Annotated in this window: 20 protein-coding genes; 17 read left to right on the top strand and 3 right to left on the bottom strand. The window is 71.7% G+C overall.

Annotation, left to right across the window (positions count from 1 at the left end; all coding sequences use genetic code 11):
* Positions 1 to 41 precede the first annotated feature (41 nt).
* The 3 genes from ftsE to smpB all read left to right on the top strand — a co-directional run bounded on the left by ftsE (position 42) and on the right by smpB (position 2638).
* Positions 42 to 1109 (top strand): cell division ATP-binding protein FtsE, encoded by a 1068-nt coding sequence (gene ftsE / locus JSY13_RS08535; protein WP_259606285.1) that lies wholly within the window; start codon positions 42 to 44, stop codon positions 1107 to 1109.
* A complete protein-coding gene (gene ftsX / locus JSY13_RS08530) occupies positions 1106 to 2020 on the top strand; it encodes a permease-like cell division protein FtsX (protein WP_259606284.1) in 915 nt (304 codons plus the stop codon). Before ftsE ends, ftsX begins: the two co-directional genes overlap by 4 nt.
* 141 nt (positions 2021 to 2161) lie before the next feature.
* Entirely contained in the window at positions 2162 to 2638 is a 477-nt protein-coding gene (smpB, locus tag JSY13_RS08525) for an SsrA-binding protein SmpB (protein ID WP_259606283.1), read from the top strand.
* A gap of 21 nt (positions 2639 to 2659) precedes the next feature.
* Here the strand turns inward: smpB and JSY13_RS08520 are convergent, their stop codons facing one another.
* On the bottom strand, positions 2660 to 4651 hold the full coding sequence (locus JSY13_RS08520; RefSeq protein WP_259606282.1) for a S9 family peptidase: 1992 nt from the start codon (positions 4649 to 4651) through the stop codon (positions 2660 to 2662).
* Positions 4652 to 4839: 188 nt separating this feature from the next.
* On the opposite strand from JSY13_RS08520, the gene JSY13_RS08515 reads away from it, so the two are divergent.
* Entirely contained in the window at positions 4840 to 5784 is a 945-nt protein-coding gene (locus tag JSY13_RS08515) for a methylenetetrahydrofolate reductase (RefSeq protein ID WP_259606281.1), read from the top strand.
* Positions 5781 to 8099, top strand: a complete 2319-nt coding sequence (metE, locus tag JSY13_RS08510; protein ID WP_259606280.1) for a 5-methyltetrahydropteroyltriglutamate--homocysteine S-methyltransferase — start codon at positions 5781 to 5783, stop codon at positions 8097 to 8099. Before JSY13_RS08515 ends, metE begins: the two co-directional genes overlap by 4 nt.
* A 96-nt stretch (positions 8100 to 8195) precedes the next feature.
* Here metE and lexA read toward each other — a convergent pair whose 3' ends face one another.
* Positions 8196 to 8876 carry a transcriptional repressor LexA gene (lexA, locus tag JSY13_RS08505; RefSeq protein ID WP_259606279.1) on the bottom strand — a complete coding sequence of 227 codons (681 nt, stop codon included), beginning with the start codon at positions 8874 to 8876 and terminating at the stop codon, positions 8196 to 8198.
* Positions 8877 to 9139: 263 nt separating this feature from the next.
* Between lexA and JSY13_RS08500 the strand changes: the two genes are divergently transcribed.
* The 6 genes from JSY13_RS08500 to JSY13_RS08475 all read left to right on the top strand — a co-directional run bounded on the left by JSY13_RS08500 (position 9140) and on the right by JSY13_RS08475 (position 13570).
* The gene (locus tag JSY13_RS08500) at positions 9140 to 9493 is read left to right on the top strand and encodes a LysM peptidoglycan-binding domain-containing protein (protein ID WP_259606278.1); all 354 of its coding nucleotides are present in this window, start codon (positions 9140 to 9142) and stop codon (positions 9491 to 9493) included.
* A gap of 127 nt (positions 9494 to 9620) precedes the next feature.
* Complete coding sequence (locus tag JSY13_RS08495; RefSeq protein ID WP_432806403.1) at positions 9621 to 10721, top strand: histidinol-phosphate transaminase; 1101 nt, start codon at positions 9621 to 9623, stop codon at positions 10719 to 10721.
* Complete coding sequence (gene hisB, locus JSY13_RS08490; RefSeq protein WP_259606276.1) at positions 10718 to 11335, top strand: imidazoleglycerol-phosphate dehydratase HisB; 618 nt, start codon at positions 10718 to 10720, stop codon at positions 11333 to 11335. Before JSY13_RS08495 ends, hisB begins: the two co-directional genes overlap by 4 nt.
* The gene (gene hisH / locus JSY13_RS08485; RefSeq protein ID WP_259606275.1) at positions 11332 to 11967 is read left to right on the top strand and encodes an imidazole glycerol phosphate synthase subunit HisH; all 636 of its coding nucleotides are present in this window, start codon (positions 11332 to 11334) and stop codon (positions 11965 to 11967) included. The genes hisB and hisH overlap by 4 nt, the downstream gene beginning before the upstream one ends.
* Positions 11968 to 12054: 87 nt before the next feature.
* Complete coding sequence (gene priA / locus JSY13_RS08480; protein WP_259606274.1) at positions 12055 to 12801, top strand: bifunctional 1-(5-phosphoribosyl)-5-((5-phosphoribosylamino)methylideneamino)imidazole-4-carboxamide isomerase/phosphoribosylanthranilate isomerase PriA; 747 nt, start codon at positions 12055 to 12057, stop codon at positions 12799 to 12801.
* Complete coding sequence (locus JSY13_RS08475) at positions 12785 to 13570, top strand: SseB family protein (protein WP_259606273.1); 786 nt, start codon at positions 12785 to 12787, stop codon at positions 13568 to 13570. The genes priA and JSY13_RS08475 overlap by 17 nt, the downstream gene beginning before the upstream one ends.
* A gap of 252 nt (positions 13571 to 13822) precedes the next feature.
* Here JSY13_RS08475 and JSY13_RS08470 read toward each other — a convergent pair whose 3' ends face one another.
* The gene (locus tag JSY13_RS08470) at positions 13823 to 14260 is read right to left on the bottom strand and encodes a DUF1844 domain-containing protein (protein WP_432806402.1); all 438 of its coding nucleotides are present in this window, start codon (positions 14258 to 14260) and stop codon (positions 13823 to 13825) included.
* Between the two features lie 251 nt (positions 14261 to 14511).
* Here JSY13_RS08470 and infC point away from each other — a divergent pair, with 251 nt between their 5' ends.
* From infC to JSY13_RS08440, 6 genes are all read left to right on the top strand, one after another.
* Complete coding sequence (gene infC / locus JSY13_RS08465; protein WP_432806401.1) at positions 14512 to 15087, top strand: translation initiation factor IF-3; 576 nt, start codon at positions 14512 to 14514, stop codon at positions 15085 to 15087.
* Positions 15088 to 15159: 72 nt separating this feature from the next.
* Entirely contained in the window at positions 15160 to 15354 is a 195-nt protein-coding gene (gene rpmI / locus JSY13_RS08460; protein WP_259606271.1) for a 50S ribosomal protein L35, read from the top strand.
* Positions 15355 to 15386: 32 nt separating this feature from the next.
* The gene (gene rplT / locus JSY13_RS08455) at positions 15387 to 15773 is read left to right on the top strand and encodes a 50S ribosomal protein L20 (RefSeq protein WP_259606270.1); all 387 of its coding nucleotides are present in this window, start codon (positions 15387 to 15389) and stop codon (positions 15771 to 15773) included.
* Positions 15774 to 15851: 78 nt separating this feature from the next.
* Complete coding sequence (locus JSY13_RS08450) at positions 15852 to 16667, top strand: TrmH family RNA methyltransferase (RefSeq protein ID WP_259606269.1); 816 nt, start codon at positions 15852 to 15854, stop codon at positions 16665 to 16667.
* A 51-nt stretch (positions 16668 to 16718) separates the two neighbouring features.
* Positions 16719 to 17468, top strand: a complete 750-nt coding sequence (locus JSY13_RS08445) for an amino acid ABC transporter ATP-binding protein (RefSeq protein WP_259606268.1) — start codon at positions 16719 to 16721, stop codon at positions 17466 to 17468.
* A 42-nt stretch (positions 17469 to 17510) separates the two neighbouring features.
* The gene (locus JSY13_RS08440; protein ID WP_259606267.1) at positions 17511 to 18428 is read left to right on the top strand and encodes a glutamate ABC transporter substrate-binding protein; all 918 of its coding nucleotides are present in this window, start codon (positions 17511 to 17513) and stop codon (positions 18426 to 18428) included.
* The last annotated feature ends 30 nt before the right edge of the window (positions 18429 to 18458 follow it).

Genomic DNA, 18458 nt, shown 5'->3' with positions numbered 1-18458 from the left:
CTGATCCGCCACGGGCGGAGCGCGCTTAGGCTCGAATGGCCATGATCCGGTTCGAGAACGTCACCAAACGCTACCGCGGCACCAGACGACCGGCGCTCGCGGGCGTCGACTTCGAGGTCGAGCGCGGGGAGTTCGTCTTCCTCATCGGCGCCTCCGGGTCGGGGAAGTCCACCTGCCTGCGCCTGATCCTGCGGGAGGAGGTGCCCACCTCCGGCCGCGTCGCCGTCCTCGGCCGCGACCTGCGGGCCCTCGCGAACCGCAAGGTGCCCTATTTCCGGCGCCACATCGGGTCGGTGTTCCAGGACTTCCGGCTGCTCTCGTCCAAGACCGTGTACCAGAACGTGGCGTTCTCGCTTCAGGTGATCGGCGCGTCCCGCGGGTTCATCCAGCAGGCCGTCCCCGAGGCGCTCGAGCTCGTCGGCCTCGAGGGCAAGGGCAAGCGGATGCCGCACGAGCTGTCCGGCGGCGAGCAGCAGCGCGTCGCGATCGCCCGTGCCATCGTGAACCGGCCGCAGGTGCTGCTCGCCGACGAGCCGACCGGGAACCTGGACCCGGCGACCTCCGTCGGCATCATGCAGCTGCTCACCCGCATCAACGCGGGCGGCACGACCGTGGTGATGGCCACGCACGAGGCCGGTTTCGTCGACCAGATGCAGCGTCGCGTGATCGAGCTGCGCGACGGCGAGATGGTGCGCGACGAATCGGGTGGTGGATACGGCGACACCTCCAACATCCCGCGGCTCACGCCCGAAGCGGTCCGCGGCGCGGCCGCCGCGGCGGCGCTCACGGCGGTCAAGGAGGTGCAGCGCGAGACCGCGAGCATCCAGCCGATCCAGGCCCCGGATGCCGGGGACGCCGCGCCCCGCCCGGCACGCACGGATGCCGAGCCCGCCCGCACCCCGGGCGCAGCGCCGGCTCCGAGCCCGGCCCCGGCCGCCCCGCCGGCCCCGGAACCGGGCACGCCCTCCGCGCCCGAACCGCCGCGCCCGAGGACCGGGCCGCGCACGCACCCGATCGTGCTGCCGGAGGTGGAGGTCGCCGAGCTCGGCGTCGCGGACCGCCTCGGCCTGTCGGACTCCGATGACGAGGAAGTGGGTCCCACGTCGTGAACGTCGGTCTCATCCTCACCGAGGCCCTGCTCGGCCTGCGGCGGAACATCTCCATGGTGATCTCCGTCGTGCTCGTCACCTTCGTCTCGCTCACCTTCGTCGGCGCCGCCATGCTCATGCAGGCGCAGATCGGAACCATGCGCGCCTTCTGGGGCGAGCGCGCGGCCGTCACCGTGTACATGTGCTCCTCCGTCTCGGAGTCGGAGAGCTGCGTCGGCGGCGCCGCGACCCCCGAGCAGCTGGAGGAGGTGCGCGCCCAGATCGACGGACCCGCCCTCGCGCCGCTGATCAGTGAGGTGCGCTTCGAGTCCAAGGAGGAGGCGCTCGCCAACGTCGTCGAGCAGCTGGGCGAGGACCAGGCGAGCGTGCTCACCCTCGACCAGATGTCCGAGGCGTTCCAGATCACCCTGAAGGACCCGGGCCAGTCGCAGGTGATCGTCGAAGCGTTCACCGGTCAGCCCGGGGTGGACGCCGTCACCGACCAGCGCCGCTACCTCGACCCGCTCTTCTCCGCCCTCACCGTGGCGACCTACATCGCGGTCGGCATCGCCGCCCTCATGCTGGTGGCGGCCGTGCTGCTGATCGCGACGACCATCCGGCTCTCCGCCTACGCACGGCGGAAGGAGATCGGGATCATGCGTCTCGTCGGCGCATCGAACCGCTCCATCCAGACGCCGTTCGTGCTCGAGGGCGTCTTCGCCGCCTTCCTCGGCTCCCTGCTCGCCAGCGGCGCCGTCGTCGCGGGCGTGCACTTCGGCGTCGAGGGGTACCTGTCGGCTCGCGTGCCGTTCATGCGGCCGCTGGTCGGGATGCAGGAGGCGGCGGTCGTCGTGCCCGTGCTGATCGGGATCGGCGTCGTGCTCGCCGCGCTCTCGGCCGGCTTCGCGATCCGGCGCTGGCTGCGCACCTGATCACCGGCGCCGGCTGCCGAGGTGGCGGAGCGGAGCCCGCTGCGCCGTGCGCGGCGGCGGAGTGTAAGCTGATGGGCTGCCGTGCCCTCACGCGCCTCCGGGCGCGTGCGATCCCCGCACGGCGCGGACCAGGAGAGAACCATGCCCAGGGAACGCGGCGAGAAGCTCATCGCGACCAACCGTCGTGCGCGCCACGACTACAACCTCGAGAAGTCGTACGAGGCCGGCCTCGTGCTCACCGGCACCGAGGTCAAGTCGCTGCGCCAGGGCCGGGCGAACCTGTCCGACGGGTACGCGTACATCAAGGGCGGCGAGGCGTTCCTCGACGCCGTGCACATCCCGGAGTACACCCAGGGCCACTGGACGAACCACTCCGCCAAGCGGGTGCGCAAGCTGCTGCTGCACCGTGAGGAGATCCTCAAGCTCGAGCACGCGGTCTCGGCCGGCGGTTACACCCTCATCCCGCTGCGGCTGTACTTCTCCGACGGCCGGGCGAAGGTCGAGATCGCGCTCGCGAAGGGCAAGCGCGAGTACGACAAGCGCCAGGCGCTGCGAGAGCGGCAGGACAACCGCGAGGCCGAGCGCGCCATGCGGCTGCGCAACCGCCTCGGCGAGTAGCACCCGGCCGGGCCCACGCTCTCAGAGCGCGGGCGTGAACCCGAACACGCGGCCGAGGAAGCGCAGCTCGGTCTCCAGCGACGCGATGATCGTCTCCGCGCGCCGGAATCCGTGCCCCTCGCCCGGGTACAGCACGTACTCGTGCGGGATGCCGCGGGCGGCCAGCGCGTCCCGGATCGCCTCGGATTGCGAGGGCGGCACCACCAGGTCGTCCTCGCCCTGCAGCAGCAGCACCGGCACGTCGATCCGGTCGGCGTGCGTGAGCGGCGACCGCGCCACGTAGACGTCCTCGGCCTCGGGCAGAGGACCCACCAGCCCGGTGAGATAGTGCTTCTCGAAGTCGTGCGTCTCCGCGGCCAGCATCCGCAGGTCGGCGACGCCGTAGCGGCTGATCCCGGCGGCGAACGCCCCGCCGCGCACGAGGGCGCTGAGCACCGTCCAGCCGCCGGCGGATCCGCCGCGGATCGCGATGCGGGCGGGATCGGCGGCGCCCGAGGCGGCGAGTCCGCGGGCGGCGGCGATCACGTCGTCGACGTCGACGACACCCCACTGCCCGTCCAGGCGCTCCCGGTACGCCCGTCCGTACCCGGTGGATCCGCCGTAGTTGACGTCGAGCACGCCGATCCCGCGGCTGGTCCAGAAGGCGTAGGCGGCGGAGGCGGCGCCGGCGACGTGCGCGGTGGGACCGCCGTGCACCATGACGATGTACGGCGGGCGCTCGCCGGACGGGCCCTTCGCGTCCGGGCTGGCGGGCGGGTAGTCGAAGGCGTGCACCGGACCGTGCGGGCCCTCGAAGGTGACCGGCCGGGCCGCTGGCATCCACGCGGGGTCGGACGGCTCACCGCCGCGGACCGCGGTCGCCGCCCCGGAGCTCAGTTCGAGGAGCCAGAGGCCGCGCGCGACCTCGGCGCCCACCCCGGAGACGAGCACGCGGTCGCCGGAGACGTCGTCGACGCTGACCTCGCTCGTCGCCGGCACGGGGAGGCGGTGGACGGATGCCGGGGCGGGGGACGCGTCGATCCCCACGCCCCCTCCACCCGCCGCTACGCGGCGCGCGGAGCCTCCGGCGCGTGGGCCCGGCTCAGCGTCCGGGCCGGGCTCAGCGTCCGGGAGGTCGGGGGAGAGCAGCACCACCTCGTCGGCACCGTGCGTGCGCACCGCGACGATGCGGCCGTCGTCGAGCGGCCGGTACCAGCGGGTGCCGAGCACCCACAGGCCGCCGCCGGTGTCCGCATCCGCCGGCGCCACCGCCGCGTCGTCGGTCACGCCGATGCCGTCCACGGTGAGCCGGCGCAGGTTCCAGCGGCCGGAACGGTCGTCCGCGAACAGGAGACCGCCCTCGCCGACCCACTCCGGTTGCAGCGCGGCGCGGGATTCGACGGTGGTGCGCGCCCCGTCGGCGAGGCGGAGCACGGTCAACTGAGCCTCCTCCCACGGCATCCGCGTGCCGCTCCACTCCACGAACGCCAGCCGGGTGCCGTCCGGCGACAGCGCGGGATGCGCGAAGAAGCCCGGACCGTCCACGAGCACCCGCTCGCGCGCCTCGCCCGCGGCGGCGGAGCCGTCCACCGGGATCTCCACGATCCCGCGCCGGTGCGGCTGCTCGCGCAGGTTCTCGCGCACAGCCAGCAGCCGGCCATGCTGCAGCGACAGGCCGCCGTGCTGCGGCCCCGGAGCGGTGAGCGGATGCGGTTCGCCGCCGCGCGGCATCCGGTACACCCGCTGATCGGCGGCGTGCACGAAGAAGAGAGTGCCCTCGGCATCCGCCGTCCAGGCCCCACCGCCGTACTCGTGGACCCGCGAGCGCGCGCTCCACGGCGCGGGGAGCACCTCCGCGCCGGACGAGCTCCGCACGCTCACCCGCCCGCCCTCGGCGGGCACCGACTCGCCCCACCAGATCTCCTCGCCGACGAAGCGCGCACCGTCGATGCGCGGCGACGCCTGCGCGATGCGGGCGGCGGTGAACGGCGACGGCCAGGAGCCGTAGGGGAGGGATGCGGGTGAGCCGGACATGACTCCGAGCCTAGCCAGCAGCCCGTCCGCGACACGGCCGAGTGCGATCCGGCCGGGCACGCCGCGGCGTCGCGCGACATGCACCGTCATACCGTGCGACACATGGCGTCACACAGTGTGCGCCCGGTTCCGGGGCCGTTCTACCCTGCTGGAGGACGTGACCGACGAGCCGGAGGAGGAGCAGCACCATGGCCCGAGTGCCGTTCTCCTTCGAGCTCTACCCGCCGCGCTCACCCGCCAACGCGGACGCCCTGCACGAGACCATCCGGCAGCTCGCGGCGGTCGGGCCCGAGTTCCTCTCCGTCACCTACGGGGCCGGGGGATCCACCGGCGGGCGCTCGCTCGAAGTGCTCCGCCACATCCGGCAGCACACCGACGTCGAGCCGCTCGCGCACCTCACCTGCGTGGGCAACACCTACGCCGGGGCGACCCGGCTGATCCGCGAGTTCCTCGACGCCGGCATCCTCAGCTTCCTCGCCCTGCGCGGCGACCCGCCCGCCGGTCAGGACGAGGGCGACCCGTTCCTCGGCGACCTGGAGAGCGCCGCGCAGCTCGTGCAGCTCATCGACCGGGTGCAGGCCGAGCGCGCCCCGTACGAGGAGTCCCCGGTCCCGGGCAATCCGGGCGCCGTCCGCGTCGCGCCCCGCCGCAAGGTGAACATCGCCGTCGCCGCCTTCCCGAACGGGCATCCGCGTTCCGCCTACAGCACCCAGCACGTCGAGGCGCTGCTGGCGAAGGAGGCCGCGGGCGCCACCTTCGCGATCACCCAGCTGTTCTTCCACCCCGACGACTACCTCGCCTTCGTGGAGCGCGCCCGCCGCGCCGGCGTGACCATCCCGATCCTGCCCGGCATCATGCCGATCACCTCGCCCGCCCGGCTCGCTCGCGTGCTCGAGCTGACCGGCGAGGAGCTGCCGGGCGAGCTCGCCGTCGCGCTCGAGGTGGAGCCCACCGCCGAGGGCCGTCGCCGCATCGGCATCGAGTGGGCGGCCCGCCTGGCGCGAGCCGTCGTCGCCGGCGGCGCACCGGGAGTGCACCTGTACGCCTTCAACCAGCACGAGACCGTGCTCGAGGTTCTCGCCGAAGCCGGGATCATCCCCGCCCTGCAGTTCTCATCGAAAGGAACACCATGACCGCTTTCCCCGACGGGACCATCCTCGGCTACCCCCGGATCGGACGCCGCCGCGAGCTCAAGAGGGCCGTCGAGTCGTTCTGGGCGGGCCGCATCGACGAGGCCGCGCTCGAGACCGCCGCCGCGGAGCTGCGCGCGGCGAACCGTGAGCGCCTCGCCGCGCTGGGCCTCGGCCGCGACGACTCCTCGATCCCGGAGTCGTTCTCCTTCTATGACCAGGTGCTCGACGCCGCGGTCACGGTCGGCGCGATCCCGGCCCGCTTCGAGGACCTGCGCGACGAGGACGGCCGCATCGGCCTGCCGGCCTACTTCACCATCGCGCGCGGCGAGGGGGACCGCGCGCCGCTGGAGATGACGAAGTGGTTCGACTCGAACTACCACTACCTCGTGCCCGAGATCGGCCCGGACACCGACTTCTCGCTCTCCAGCGACCGCCTCGTGCGCGAGGTCGCCGAGGCCGCGGACGCCGGCTTCCGCACGCGCCCCGTCGTCGTCGGCCCCGTGACCCTGCTCGCCCTGGCGAAGGCATCCGATGACGCGCCCGAGGGCTTCGACCCGCTCTCCCGCCTCGACGATGTGCTGCCCGTGTACGCCGAACTGCTCGCGGCGCTCAAGGCCGCCGGCGCCGCCTGGGTGCAGCTGGACGAGCCGGCGCTGGTGAGCGAGTCGCTGCCGGCGTCGCCGCAGGCCCTCGCGGATGCCGCGGAGCGCGCCCTCGCCGTCCTCGGCGGTGCGCAGGACCGCCCTTCGATCCTCGTCGCCGCCCCGTACGCCGCCCTCGACGCGGCGTTCCCGGTCCTCACCGCCGCACCGATCGAGGCCATCGCGGTGGACCTCGTCCGCGGCGGCATCCCGGCCGGAGCCCCGGGCCTGGAGGGCAAGACCCTCGTCGGCGGCGTGATCGACGGTCACAACATCTGGCGCGGCGACCTCGACGCGGCCTTCGCGAAGCTGGAGGCGCTGCGCACGCTGGGCGCCGCGGCGGTCACCGCCGCCACGTCGACCTCGCTGCTGCACGTGCCGCACGACGTGGAGGACGAGTCGAAGCTGGACGCGCGCCTGGTCTCCTGGCTCGCCTTCGCCGACCAGAAGGTCGGCCAGGTGGTCACCCTGGCGCGCGGTCTCGCCGAGGGCCGCGACGCCATCGCCGCAGAGCTCGACGCCGCATCCGCCGCGCTCGAGGACCGCCGCACCGCACCCGGTGTGCGCGACGGCGCCGTGCGCGAGCGCGCCGCCGGGCTCGCCGAGGCCGACTTCGCCCGCGCCCCGTACGCGGAGCGCGAGGCTGCGCAGCAGGCGCTGGACCTGCCCGCCCTGCCGCTGACGACCATCGGCTCCTTCCCGCAGACCGGCAACATCCGCCGGGCGCGGGCGCAGTTCCTGCGCGGCGAGCTGCCGCAGGAGGACTACGAGGACTTCCTGCGGGCCGAGATCGACCGCGTTGTCTCGCTGCAGGAGGAGCTCGGACTGGACGTGCTGGTGCACGGCGAGCCCGAGCGCAACGACATGGTGCAGTACTTCGCCGAGAATCTGGACGGCTTCGCGGTCACCGAGAACGGCTGGGTGCAGTCCTACGGGTCGCGGGCGACGCGTCCCTCCATCCTGTGGGGCGACGTGTCGCGTCCGGCGCCGATCACGGTGTCCTGGGCTTCGTACGCCCAGTCGCTGAGCGCGAAGCCGGTCAAGGGCATGCTCACCGGGCCGGTGACGATCCTGGCCTGGTCGTTCGTGCGCGACGACCAGCCGCTCGGCGAGACCGCGAACCAGGTCGCCCTCGCGCTGCGCGACGAGATCGCCGACCTCGAGGAGGCCGGCATCGGCATCATCCAGGTCGACGAGCCCGCCCTGCGCGAGCTGCTGCCGCTGAAGCGGGCCGACCAGCCGGCGTATCTGGACTGGTCGGTGCGCTCCTTCCGCCTGGCCACCGGCGGCGCCGCCGCCGCCACGCAGGTGCACACGCACCTCTGTTACTCCGAGTTCGGCGTGGTGATCGACGCGATCCGCGCCCTGGATGCCGACGTCACCTCGATCGAGGCGGCGCGCAGCCGGATGGAGGTCGTCGCCGACGTCGCGGAGGCCGGCTTCGACCACGGCATCGGCCCGGGCGTGTACGACATCCACTCGCCCCGCGTGCCCAGCGTCGACGAGGTCGAGACGCTGCTGCGTCGCGCGACCGAGGAGCTGCCGCTGCGCCAGGTCTGGGTCAACCCGGACTGCGGCCTGAAGACCCGCGGCTACGAGGAGACCGTGGCCTCGCTGCGCAACATCGCGGAGGCGACGCGCCGCGTCCGCGAGGACGTCGCCGTCACGGCCTGACCGGCCCCACGCGTTCGGGGCGGATTCTCACACCCGGGGCGGCGGAGAACCGCCCCGAACGTGAGAACCCGCCCCGAACGGATCAGGCGCGAGGCGTCAGACCGCGCGCAGCACCGCGACGACCTTGCCGAGCACGGTGGCGTCGTCGCCGAGGATGGGTTCGAACGCCGAGTTGCGGGGGAGCAGCCAGGTGTGACCGTCCCGGCGGCGGAAGGTCTTCACCGTCGCCTCGCCGTCGAGCATCGCCGCGACGATCTCGCCGTTCTCGGCCGTCGACTGAGTGCGGACGACGACCCAGTCCCCGTCGCAGATCGCGGCGTCGATCATCGAATCGCCGGAGACCTTGAGCATGAACAGCTCGCCCTTCCCGACGAGCTGCCGCGGCAGCGGGAAGATCTCCTCGACCTGCTGCTCGGCGGTGATCGGCACCCCTGCGGCGATCCGGCCGACCAGCGGAACGAGCGCGGCGTCGCCCACGGCCGGGCCCGCGTCGGCGGGATTCTCGCCGCTCGCCCCGGGCAGATCGATCAGCACCTCCATCGCTCGGGTCTTGCCCGGGTCGCGACGCAGGTAGCCGCTCAGCTCCAGCTGACCGAGCTGGTGCGTCACGCTCGACAGGGACTTCAGTCCCACGGCGTCGCCGATCTCGCGCATGCTCGGCGGGTAGCCGTGCTTGGCGATCGAGGTCTGGATGACCTCGAGGATCGCCATCTGCTTCGGGCTGAGGCTCTTGCGCCGGCGCGTGCGCGGCGCTTCGGCGGCGTTGTTCTCGCTCATCTGTGCTCCTTCGTGCGCCGTCGCTGGCGACCGGGTTCGAATGTCGGTGGCCCGTGATGGGGTGTCGATATCGAAACCGTATCCGAGATCCTCACGATTTCGGAAGATCTGTTCGAGCGTGTCGGAGACCTACCTGACAGGATTTCGAAGACGTGTTGACAGATGTTCGATATCGAAGATAGATTCGGAACGTAGCTTCGCATCCGGCTCTCCCGGCCGAGGGTCGGATGCGAAGCTGCCGATCACATCGAGGAGCACAGCACATGAGCACCATCGCCATCCAGGGTCCGATCGCCCGCCCGCGCACGCGTCTCCGCCTCACCGCACGCGGACGCCGGGTGCTCCTCGCTCTCGCCGCCGCCCCGCTCGCCGCCGGCATCGCCTTCTCGGCGCTCGCGGGCGGCTCCGCCCTCGCCTCGGGTGAGCAGGCGTACCGGGCGTCGTTCGAGACCGTGACCGTGATGCCGGGCGACACGCTGTGGTCGATCGCCGCGCACGTGGCGCCGGACGCTGATCCGCGCGACGTCGTCGACGACATCATCCGCCTGAACAATCTGCCGGGCGGCATGGTGCAGGCGGGCAGTGAGATCGCCATCCCCGCTGCTTACGCGGACTGAGCCGCCGGTTGCGCGGGCTCTCCTGCCGGCTGCGCGGACTGACCCGCCGGCACGCCGGCCGCGCCCGGCTCGGAACCGTTCGTCGCACGCGCCGAGCGCCCCGGCGGTTCGTCCTAGCATGGGAAGGGTGACCTCCCTCGATGAGCTGCCCCTCCGCGACGATCTGCGCGGGCTCACACCGTACGGCGCGCCGCAGGCCCCTCTCCCCGTCGCACTGAACGTCAACGAGAACACGCATCCGGTGCCCGACGAGGTGGCCAGCGACATCCTCGACGACATCGCCCTGGCCCTGCGTGACGTGAACCGGTACCCCGACCGCGAGTTCACCCTCCTCCGCGAGGGATTCGCCGAGTACCTCGGCCACGGCCTCACGCCCGACCGCATCTGGGCCGGGAACGGGTCGAACGAGGTGCTGCAGCACATCCTGCAGGCCTTCGCCGGCCCTGGACGCACCGCGTTCGGCTTCGCCCCCACCTACTCCATGTACCCGCTGCTCACCCAGGGCACGGGCGCGCGCTGGATCGCCGGCACGCGCGAGGCGGACTACCGGGTGAGTGCCGAGGACGGCGCCGCCCAGGTGGCGGACGCCGACCCGGATGTCGTCATCCTCTGCACCCCGAACAACCCGACCGGCACACCCCTCGGCCTCGACGTCGTCGAGGCCGTCTACGAGGCCGCCCGCGGCGTGGTGGTCGTCGACGAGGCGTATCAGGAGTTCGCGCCGAAGGACGCTCCGTCGGCCCTCACCCTGCTCGACGGCCGCCCGCGGCTCGCGGTGTCCCGCACCATGAGCAAGGCGTTCGCGTTCGCGGGTGCACGGGTCGGCTATCTCGCCGCCGACCCGGCCTTCATCGACGCCCTGCGCTTGGTGCGCCTGCCGTACCACCTCAGTGCGCTCACCCAGGCCGCCGCGGTCGCAGCGCTGCGCAACGCGCCGACCATGCTGCGGATGGTGGACGACATCGTCGAGCAGCGCGACCGCATCTCCGCCACCCTGGAGGCGCTGGGTTACCGCCCGCACGAATCGTGGACGAACTTCGTGCTGTTCGGGGGAGTGGACGACCCGAAGGCGGTCTGGCAGTGCCTCTACGACCGAGGCGTGCTCATCCGCGACGTCGGCATCCCCGGCCACCTGCGCGTCACCGCGGGAACCGAGGCCGAGACCACCGCCTTCCTGGACGCGCTCGCATCCGTGGGCGACACCGCCTCGGTAGGATCGGCGTCATGAGCGCCGCCCCCTCCGAGCCCCGCACCGCGGGCGTCCACCGCAGCACATCCGAGTCCACCGTGGAGCTCGAGCTGAACCTGGACGGCACCGGCCGCAGCAGCATCGACACCTCGGTGCCGTTCTTCGACCACATGCTCACCGCGTTCGCGAAGCACTCGCTCACCGACCTCACCGTGCGGGCATCCGGCGACACCGACATCGACGCCCACCACACCGTCGAGGACATCTCGATCGTGCTCGGCCAGGCCATCAGGCAGGCGCTCGGCGACAAGGCCGGCATCTCGCGCTACGGCGACGCGCTCGTGCCGCTGGACGAGGCGCTGGCGCAGGCGGTCGTGGACATCTCCGGCCGTCCGTTCCTCGTGCACGAGGGCGAGCCCGCAGGCTTCGAGTTCCATCTCATCGGCGGGCACTTCACCGGATCGCTGGTCCGGCACGCGTTCGAGGCGATCACGCTGAACGCCGGGCTCACCGTGCACGTGCGGGTGCTCGGCGGACGCGACCCGCACCACATCGCCGAGGCCGAGTTCAAGGCTTTCGCGCGCGCCTTCCGCCAGGCCAAGGCGCTCGATCCGCTCGTCGAGGGCATCCCGTCGACCAAGGGGGCGTTGTGACCCGCACGCCGCGCGTGGCGGTCTTCGACTACGAGTCCGGGAACGTGCACTCCGCCGTCAAGGGGCTGGCGGCCGCCGGCGCCGACGTCGAGCTGACCGGCGACCGGCAGGCCGCGCTGGAGGCCGACGGCCTCCTGGTGCCCGGGGTGGGGGCGTTCGCCGCCGTCCGCGACGCCCTGCACGCGCGCGGCGGCGACGAGATCATCGAGCGCCGCCTCGCCGGCGGGCGGCCCGTGCTCGGCATCTGCGTCGGGATGCAGGTGATGTTCGCGCACGGGGTCGAGCGCGGGCACGACACCGAAGGTCTCGGCCAGTGGCCGGGGGCGGTGACACGGCTGGAATCGCCGGTGCTGCCGCACATGGGCTGGAACACGGTGGAGCCGGATGCCGGGACCGTGCTGTTCCGCGGGATCGAGGACGAGCGCTTCTACTTCGTGCACTCCTACGCGGCCAAGGCCTGGGAGCTCGACGTGATCCCGCCGTTCCCGCAGCCGGCGCTCACCTGGTCGACCTACGGCGAGCGGTTCCTCGCCGCCGTGGAGAACGGCCCGCTGTCGGCGACGCAGTTCCACCCGGAGAAGTCCGGCCAGGCCGGCATCCGCCTGCTGCGCAACTGGGTGGAGAGCCTGTAACGCACCGGTTTGGCGCCCGCCCGATGCGGGACTACTCTCTTGATTCGTGCCCGCGACCGGGCCTCCTCTGATCCACCCAAGGACGACATGAACGACTTCGCGCAGTCACCCTCCCTGATCCTCCTGCCCGCTGTGGACGTCGCCGGCGGCAAGGCCGTCCGCCTGACGCAGGGCGAGGCGGGCACCGAGACCAGCTACGGTGACCCGATCGATGCCGCGGGGGAGTGGGTCTCCCAGGGTGCGCAGTGGATCCACCTCGTCGACCTGGACGCGGCGTTCGGACGCGGCAGCAACGCCGGCATCCTGCGCAAGGTCATCAAGCAGTTCCGCGGCGTCAACGTCGAGGTCTCCGGCGGCATCCGTGACGACGCCAGCCTCGAGTCGGCGCTCGAGTCGGGCGCCGCGCGCATCAACCTCGGCACGGCCGCGCTGGAGAACCCGGAGTGGGCGGCCGACGTGATCAGCCGGTACGGCGAGGCCGTCGCCGTCGGCTTGGACGTGCGCGGCACCACCCTCGCGGCGCGCGGCTGGACCAAGGAGGGCGGCGACCTCTGGGACGTGCTGGAGCGACTGGAGGAGGCCGGCTGCAGCCGCTACGTCGTCACCGACGTGACCAAGGACGGCACGCTGCGCGGCCCGAACCTCGAGCTGCTGCGCGAGATCACCTCGCGCACGCCGAAGCCCGTGATCGCCTCCGGCGGCGTGGCCAGCCTCGACGACATCGCGGCGCTGCGCCAGCTCGTCCCGCTGGGCGTCGAGGGCGCCATCATCGGGAAGGCCCTCTACGCCGGGGCGTTCACCCTGGCCGAGGCGCTGGATGTCGCCGGGGACTGACGACCACGCCTGCCATCCGGCGGGCGACTCCGCCGGCGTTCCCTGGGAGGGGCGCCGCTTCCAGGAGAACCCGCACGCCGCGGACGACGGCTCCGCCGACCCGGCGCTGCTCGACGCGTTGCGGCGCTTCCGCGCCGGCGAGGGGTCGCAGGTCGAGGTGGTCGACGCGTTCCGCGGCGCCCGCGTGCTCGTCCCGCTGCTGGCGGCGAAGGGCGAGGAGGGTGTCGGCCCGCACGGGCTGGTCGTCGACAAGACGCAGGAGCTGTCGATCGTCACGGTTGCGGCGCCGGACGGCCGGCGCGTGCAGCCGGTGTTCACTTCGGTGGAGACCATGGCGCGGTGGGATGCCGGTGCCCGCCCGATCCCGGTCGAGGCGACCCGCGCCGCGCTGGCGGCGTCCAGCGACGACACCGACCTGATCGTGATCGACCCGGCCTCGGACACCGAGTTCGTGATCCGCCGCCCCGCGGTGTGGGCGGTGGCACAGGACCAGCGCTGGGAGCCCAGCCATCTCTCCCCGGAGGTGTTCGCCGCCCTGCAGCGCAGCGTCGCGCACGAACTCGCCGTCGTCGACCTCTCCGTCGCGCCCGGCGACCCCGATGCGCGGATGCGCGGCCCCGAGCTTGTCGTCACCCTGCACCTCGTCGACGGCCTCGAGCGCGAGACCCTGGACGCCGTGCTGGCGCGCCTCGCCCAGCGCTGGGCCGCGGACGACCGCATCGCCGTGCTCGTGGACTCCCTCACCGTCAAGCTCACCGCCGCAAGCTGACCCGCCCGCTCGCCCCGCTCGTCGAGCGAGCGCAGCCAACCTGGCGCCGTAGGCCGACGGATCCCGTGTGCGTTCGCGCGGCCTTGTGCGGTTCCCGCGGCCGAATCTTCGGCATCCGTCCGCGCGTAGCGCACATCTCCGCGCGGACTGTGCGCGGCGGCGCCATCCGTCGGCGTGCTCGGATGCGGATGCCGGGCATCGGAAGGATCCGCGGCGAGCGCAAGGAACCTCCCAGCCGCCGGATCACGGATGCTAGGTGACCGGACCCGTCCACTTCTCGCCCGGTCCCTGCCCGATCGGGTCGGGGATGACGGATGCCTCGCGGAACGCGAGCTGCAGGGAGCGCAGGCCGTCCCGCAGCGACCGGGCGTGCATGTCGCTGACCTCGGGTGCGGCGGCGGTGATCAGCCCGGCGAGGGCGTTGATGAGCTTGCGCGCCTCGTCCAGGTCGCGCTGCGAATCCGGGTCGTCGGCCAGCCCGACCTTCACCGCCGCGGCGCTCATCAGGTGCACGGCGGTGGTCGTGATCACCTCCACCGCGGCGACGTCCGCGATGTCCCGCGTCGCCGCGGCCGCGGCCTCCTCCTGCTCCTGCCAGCGCTCGTGGCGCGCGTCGTCTGCGGCATCCGATCCCGGAATCGTCACTTCATGGTGCTTTCTGGTAGACTTCTGCGGGCTCCGGGGCGTCATGCTCCGGTACGAAAGAGGATTCGATTCCCACCCGCGCTTGCCGTTCCAGGCTACCGGGTTCCAGCGCTCCGCCGGCCGCGTGCCGGTAGGCCGGTGTCCGCACCGGCGACAGGGTGCAGAGCCGGCGTCTGAGCTGCCGGCGGGTGGGGAGACTCCGATTTCGCCCGTGACGCGAACCGCGTCGCGGAGGCCGAAAACCCCCAGCTAAGGAGTTCCGCATCAGCGATCCCCGCACCAATGAGCGCATCCGCGTGCCCGAGGTCCGCCTCGTCGGCCCCGGAGGCGAGCAGATCGGCGTCGTCGCCATCCAGGTGGCGCTCCGCCTCGCACAGGAGGCCGATCTCGACCTGGTCGAGGTGGCACCCAACTCGAAGCCGCCCGTGGTCAAGATCATGGACTACGGCAAGTTCAAGTACGAGGCCGCACAGAAGGCGAAGGAAGCGCGTCGCAACCAGGCCAACACGGTCCTCAAGGAGGTCCGGTTCCGCCTGAAGATCGAGGCTCACGACTACACGACCAAGCTGAAGCGCGCCGAGGGCTTCCTCAAGGCGGGCGACAAGGTCAAGGCGATGATCCTGTTCCGCGGCCGTGAGCAGTCCCGTCCCGAGCAGGGCGTGCGCCTGCTGAAGAAGTTCGCCGAGGACGTGGCCGAGTTCGGCACGGTGGAGTCGAACCCGACCATCGACGGTCGCAACATGGTCATGGTCATCGCACCGCTGAAGAACAAGTCCGAGGCCAAGGCCGAGCAGAACGCCCAGCGCGCCGCCAACAAGCAGGCGGCCCGCGAGGCCAAGTCCGGGAGCGCCGCCGCTCCCGCCGCGGAGTGATCCGCCCCTGAGACTCCCGCGCCGAGCGGGTGCCCACCGTCGCCCGCAGGGCGCCACACGAAGGAAGAGAAGATGCCGAAGCAGAAGACCCACTCGGGCAGCAAGAAGCGCTTCAAGATCACCGGCAGCGGGAAGATCAAGAAGCAGCAGGCCAACATGCGCCACAACCTCGAGCACAAGTCGAGCCGTCGCACCCGCCGCCTGAACCAGGACCAGGTCATCTCCGGAAACGACCTGAAGGTCGTCAAGAAGCTCCTCGGCCGCTGAGCGCCCGAACGCAGGAATAGGAAGACAGAGAAATGGCAAGAGTCAAGCGCGCCGTCAACGCGCAGAAGAAGCGTCGCGTCATCCTCGAGCGCGCCTCGGGTTACCGTGGCCAGCGTTCGCGCCTCTACCGCAAGGCGAAGGAGCAGGTCACCCACTCCCTCGTCTACGCGTACCGCGACCGCCGCAAGCGCAAGGGCGACTTCCGTCGTCTGTGGATCCAGCGCATCAACGCCGCTGCCCGCCAGAACGGCATCACGTACAACCGCTTCATCCAGGGTCTCGGCCTCGCCGGCGTCCAGGTCGACCGCCGCATGCTCGCCGAGCTCGCGGTGACCGACCAGGGTGCCTTCGCGGCTCTCGTCGAGGTCGCCAAGAAGGCGCTGCCTTCGGACGTCAACGCGCCGAAGTCGGCCGCCTGAGACATCGCATCCGGAATCGGGCGTCTCCCTCCGGGGAGGCGCCCGTTTCCGCATCCGGGGCACCCATAGACTGGGAGCGTGCTGGAGAACCCCCGCTCGCCGCGTGTCCGTGCCGTCGCCAAGCTCACCAAGCGCAGCGCGCGCACCGAGACCGGCCTGTTCCTCCTGGAGGGGCCGCAGGCGGTGCGCGAGGCGCTCGCCTACCGGCCGGACGCCATCGTCGAGCTGTTCGCCACGCCGACCAGCTGGGAGAAGCACGCCGACCTCCGCGCCAAGGCGCAGGCGACCGGGGTGCAGGTCGAGTTCGTCACCGAGTACGTCCTCTCGGCCATGGCCGACACGGTGACGCCGCAGGGTCTCGTCGCCGTCGCCCGGCAGACGCCCACCTCGGTGCGCGACATCTTCGCCGCCTCACCGCGGCTGGTCGCGATCTGCGAGGAGGTGCGCGACCCCGGCAACCTCGGCACCATCATCCGTGCCGCGGATGCCGCGGGGGCCGATGCCGTCGTGCTCACCGGCCGCACCGTCGACCCGTACAACCCGAAGGTGGTGCGCGCCACCACCGGCTCCCTGTTCCACCTGCCGGTCTCCGTGGGCGGGGATCTCGCCGACGTCGTCCAGCACGCGCACGGTGCGGGCCTGAGCATCCTCGCCGCCGACGTGAAGGGCGAGGATCTGCTCGCCGCCCGCGCCGAGGGCGTGCTCGCCGGGCCCACCGGATGGCTGTTCGGCAACGAGGCGCGAGGGCTCGAGGAGGGCGCCCTCGCTCTCGCCGACCGCATCCTGAAGCTGCCGATCTTCGGCCGCGCCGAGTCGCTGAACCTCGCCACCGCCGCGAGCGTGTGCCTCTACGAGAGCGCCTTCGCGCAGCGCGCCGACGTCACGAATCGGTAAACACCCACGGCGCGCATCGCCGCCGTCGGTCGCTGCTCCTAATGTGGAGGCATGGCAGAGCGCAACGACGCCCTCGTGGTCGTGGAGAACGTCCAGAAGCACTACGGCGAGTTCCACGCCCTCAAGGACATCAACCTCCGGGTCGACAAGGGCGAGGTCGTGGTCGTGATCGGCCCGTCCGGGTCGGGCAAGTCGACCCTGTGCCGGACGATCAACCGGCTGGAGACGATCACCAGCGGCGAGATCCGCGTCGACGGCAAGGCGCTCCCCGCCGAGGGCAAGGACCTCGCGAAGCTCCGCGCCGAGGTCGGCATGGTGTTCCAGTCGTTCAACCTGTTCGCGCACCTCACGATCCTCGAGAACGTCACGCTCGGCCCGATCAAGGTGCGCGGCATGACGAAGGCGGATGCCGAGCGCGAGGCGATGCAGCTGCTCGAGCGCGTCGGCGTCGCCCAGCAGGCCTCCAAGCTGCCCGCGCAGCTCTCCGGCGGCCAGCAGCAGCGCGTCGCGATCGCGCGGGCCCTGGCGATGCATCCGAAGGTGATGCTCTTCGACGAGCCGACCAGCGCCCTCGACCCGGAGATGATCAACGAGGTGCTCGACGTCATGGTCGGCCTCGCGCATGAGGGCATGACGATGATCGTGGTCACCCACGAGATGGGCTTCGCCCGCAAGGCGGCCAACCGCGTCGTGTTCATGGCCGACGGGCAGATCGTCGAGGAGGCCACGCCTGAGGAGTTCTTCACGAACCCGAAGAGCAGCCGGGCCAAGGACTTCCTCTCCAAGCTGCTCACCCACTGAGCCGTCACAGCCAGCAACCTGCACCAACAGAAGGAGACGCACATGCGACGCACACGGACAATGGCCGGAATCGGTATCGCGGCGGCGGCGCTGCTCGCGCTGACGGCCTGCAACAGCGGCTCGCCCTCGAGCCCGGGCGGCGGCACCGGCGGGGAGACCGGCGAGGGCGGCGAGGAGACCACGTGGTTCGAGGTCGCCGAGGACGTCAACCTCGAGGGCAGCCCCACCTTCGACAAGATGAAGGAGCGCGACGGCGTCGTCGTCGGCGTCAAGGAGGACCAGCCGGGCCTCGGCTACCTCGACGTCACCACCGGCGAGCGCACCGGCTTCGACATCGACATCGCCCGCTGGATCGCCGCCTCGCTCGGCTTCGACGAGGACCAGATCGAGTTCAAGCCGATCGCGTCGGCGAACCGCGAGCAGGCGATCGTGAACGGCGACATCGACTACTACGTCGGCACCTACTCGATCAACGACAAGCGCAAGGAGCAGATCGACTTCGCCGGCCCGTACTTCGTCACCGGTCAGGGCCTGCTGGTCGCGAAGGACGCCCCCGAGGCGGACAAGCTCGAGGACTTCAACGGCAAGACCGTCTGCTCGGCGACCGGCTCCACCCCGATCCAGAACATCAAGGCCAACTTCCCGGAGATCAAGACGCAGGAGTACGACCTGTACTCCGCCTGCGTGCAGGACCTGATCGACGGCAAGGTGGACGCGGTCACCACCGACCAGGCCATCCTGATCGGCTACGCCGCGCAGTACCCGGACGACGTCAAGGTCACCGGCGGCCTGTTCACCGAGGAGCGCTACGGCGTCGGCCTGCAGAAGGGCGACGACGTGCTGCGCCAGCACATCAACGACCTCTTCACCGAGGGCGGCGACATCTGGCAGGCGATCTTCGACAAGAACCTGGGCGACTCCGGCATCGAGGTCGAGCAGCCCGAGGTCGACGCGTACTGAGCGACCGCGGCGGCCCCGCCCTCGGGCGGG

The sequence above is a fragment of the Microbacterium neungamense genome (assembly GCF_024971095.1).
GTDB lineage: Bacteria > Actinomycetota > Actinomycetes > Actinomycetales > Microbacteriaceae > Microbacterium > Microbacterium neungamense.
The sequence above is the reverse complement of the archived record's forward strand: the minus strand, read 5'-3'. Positions and strand labels throughout refer to the sequence as shown.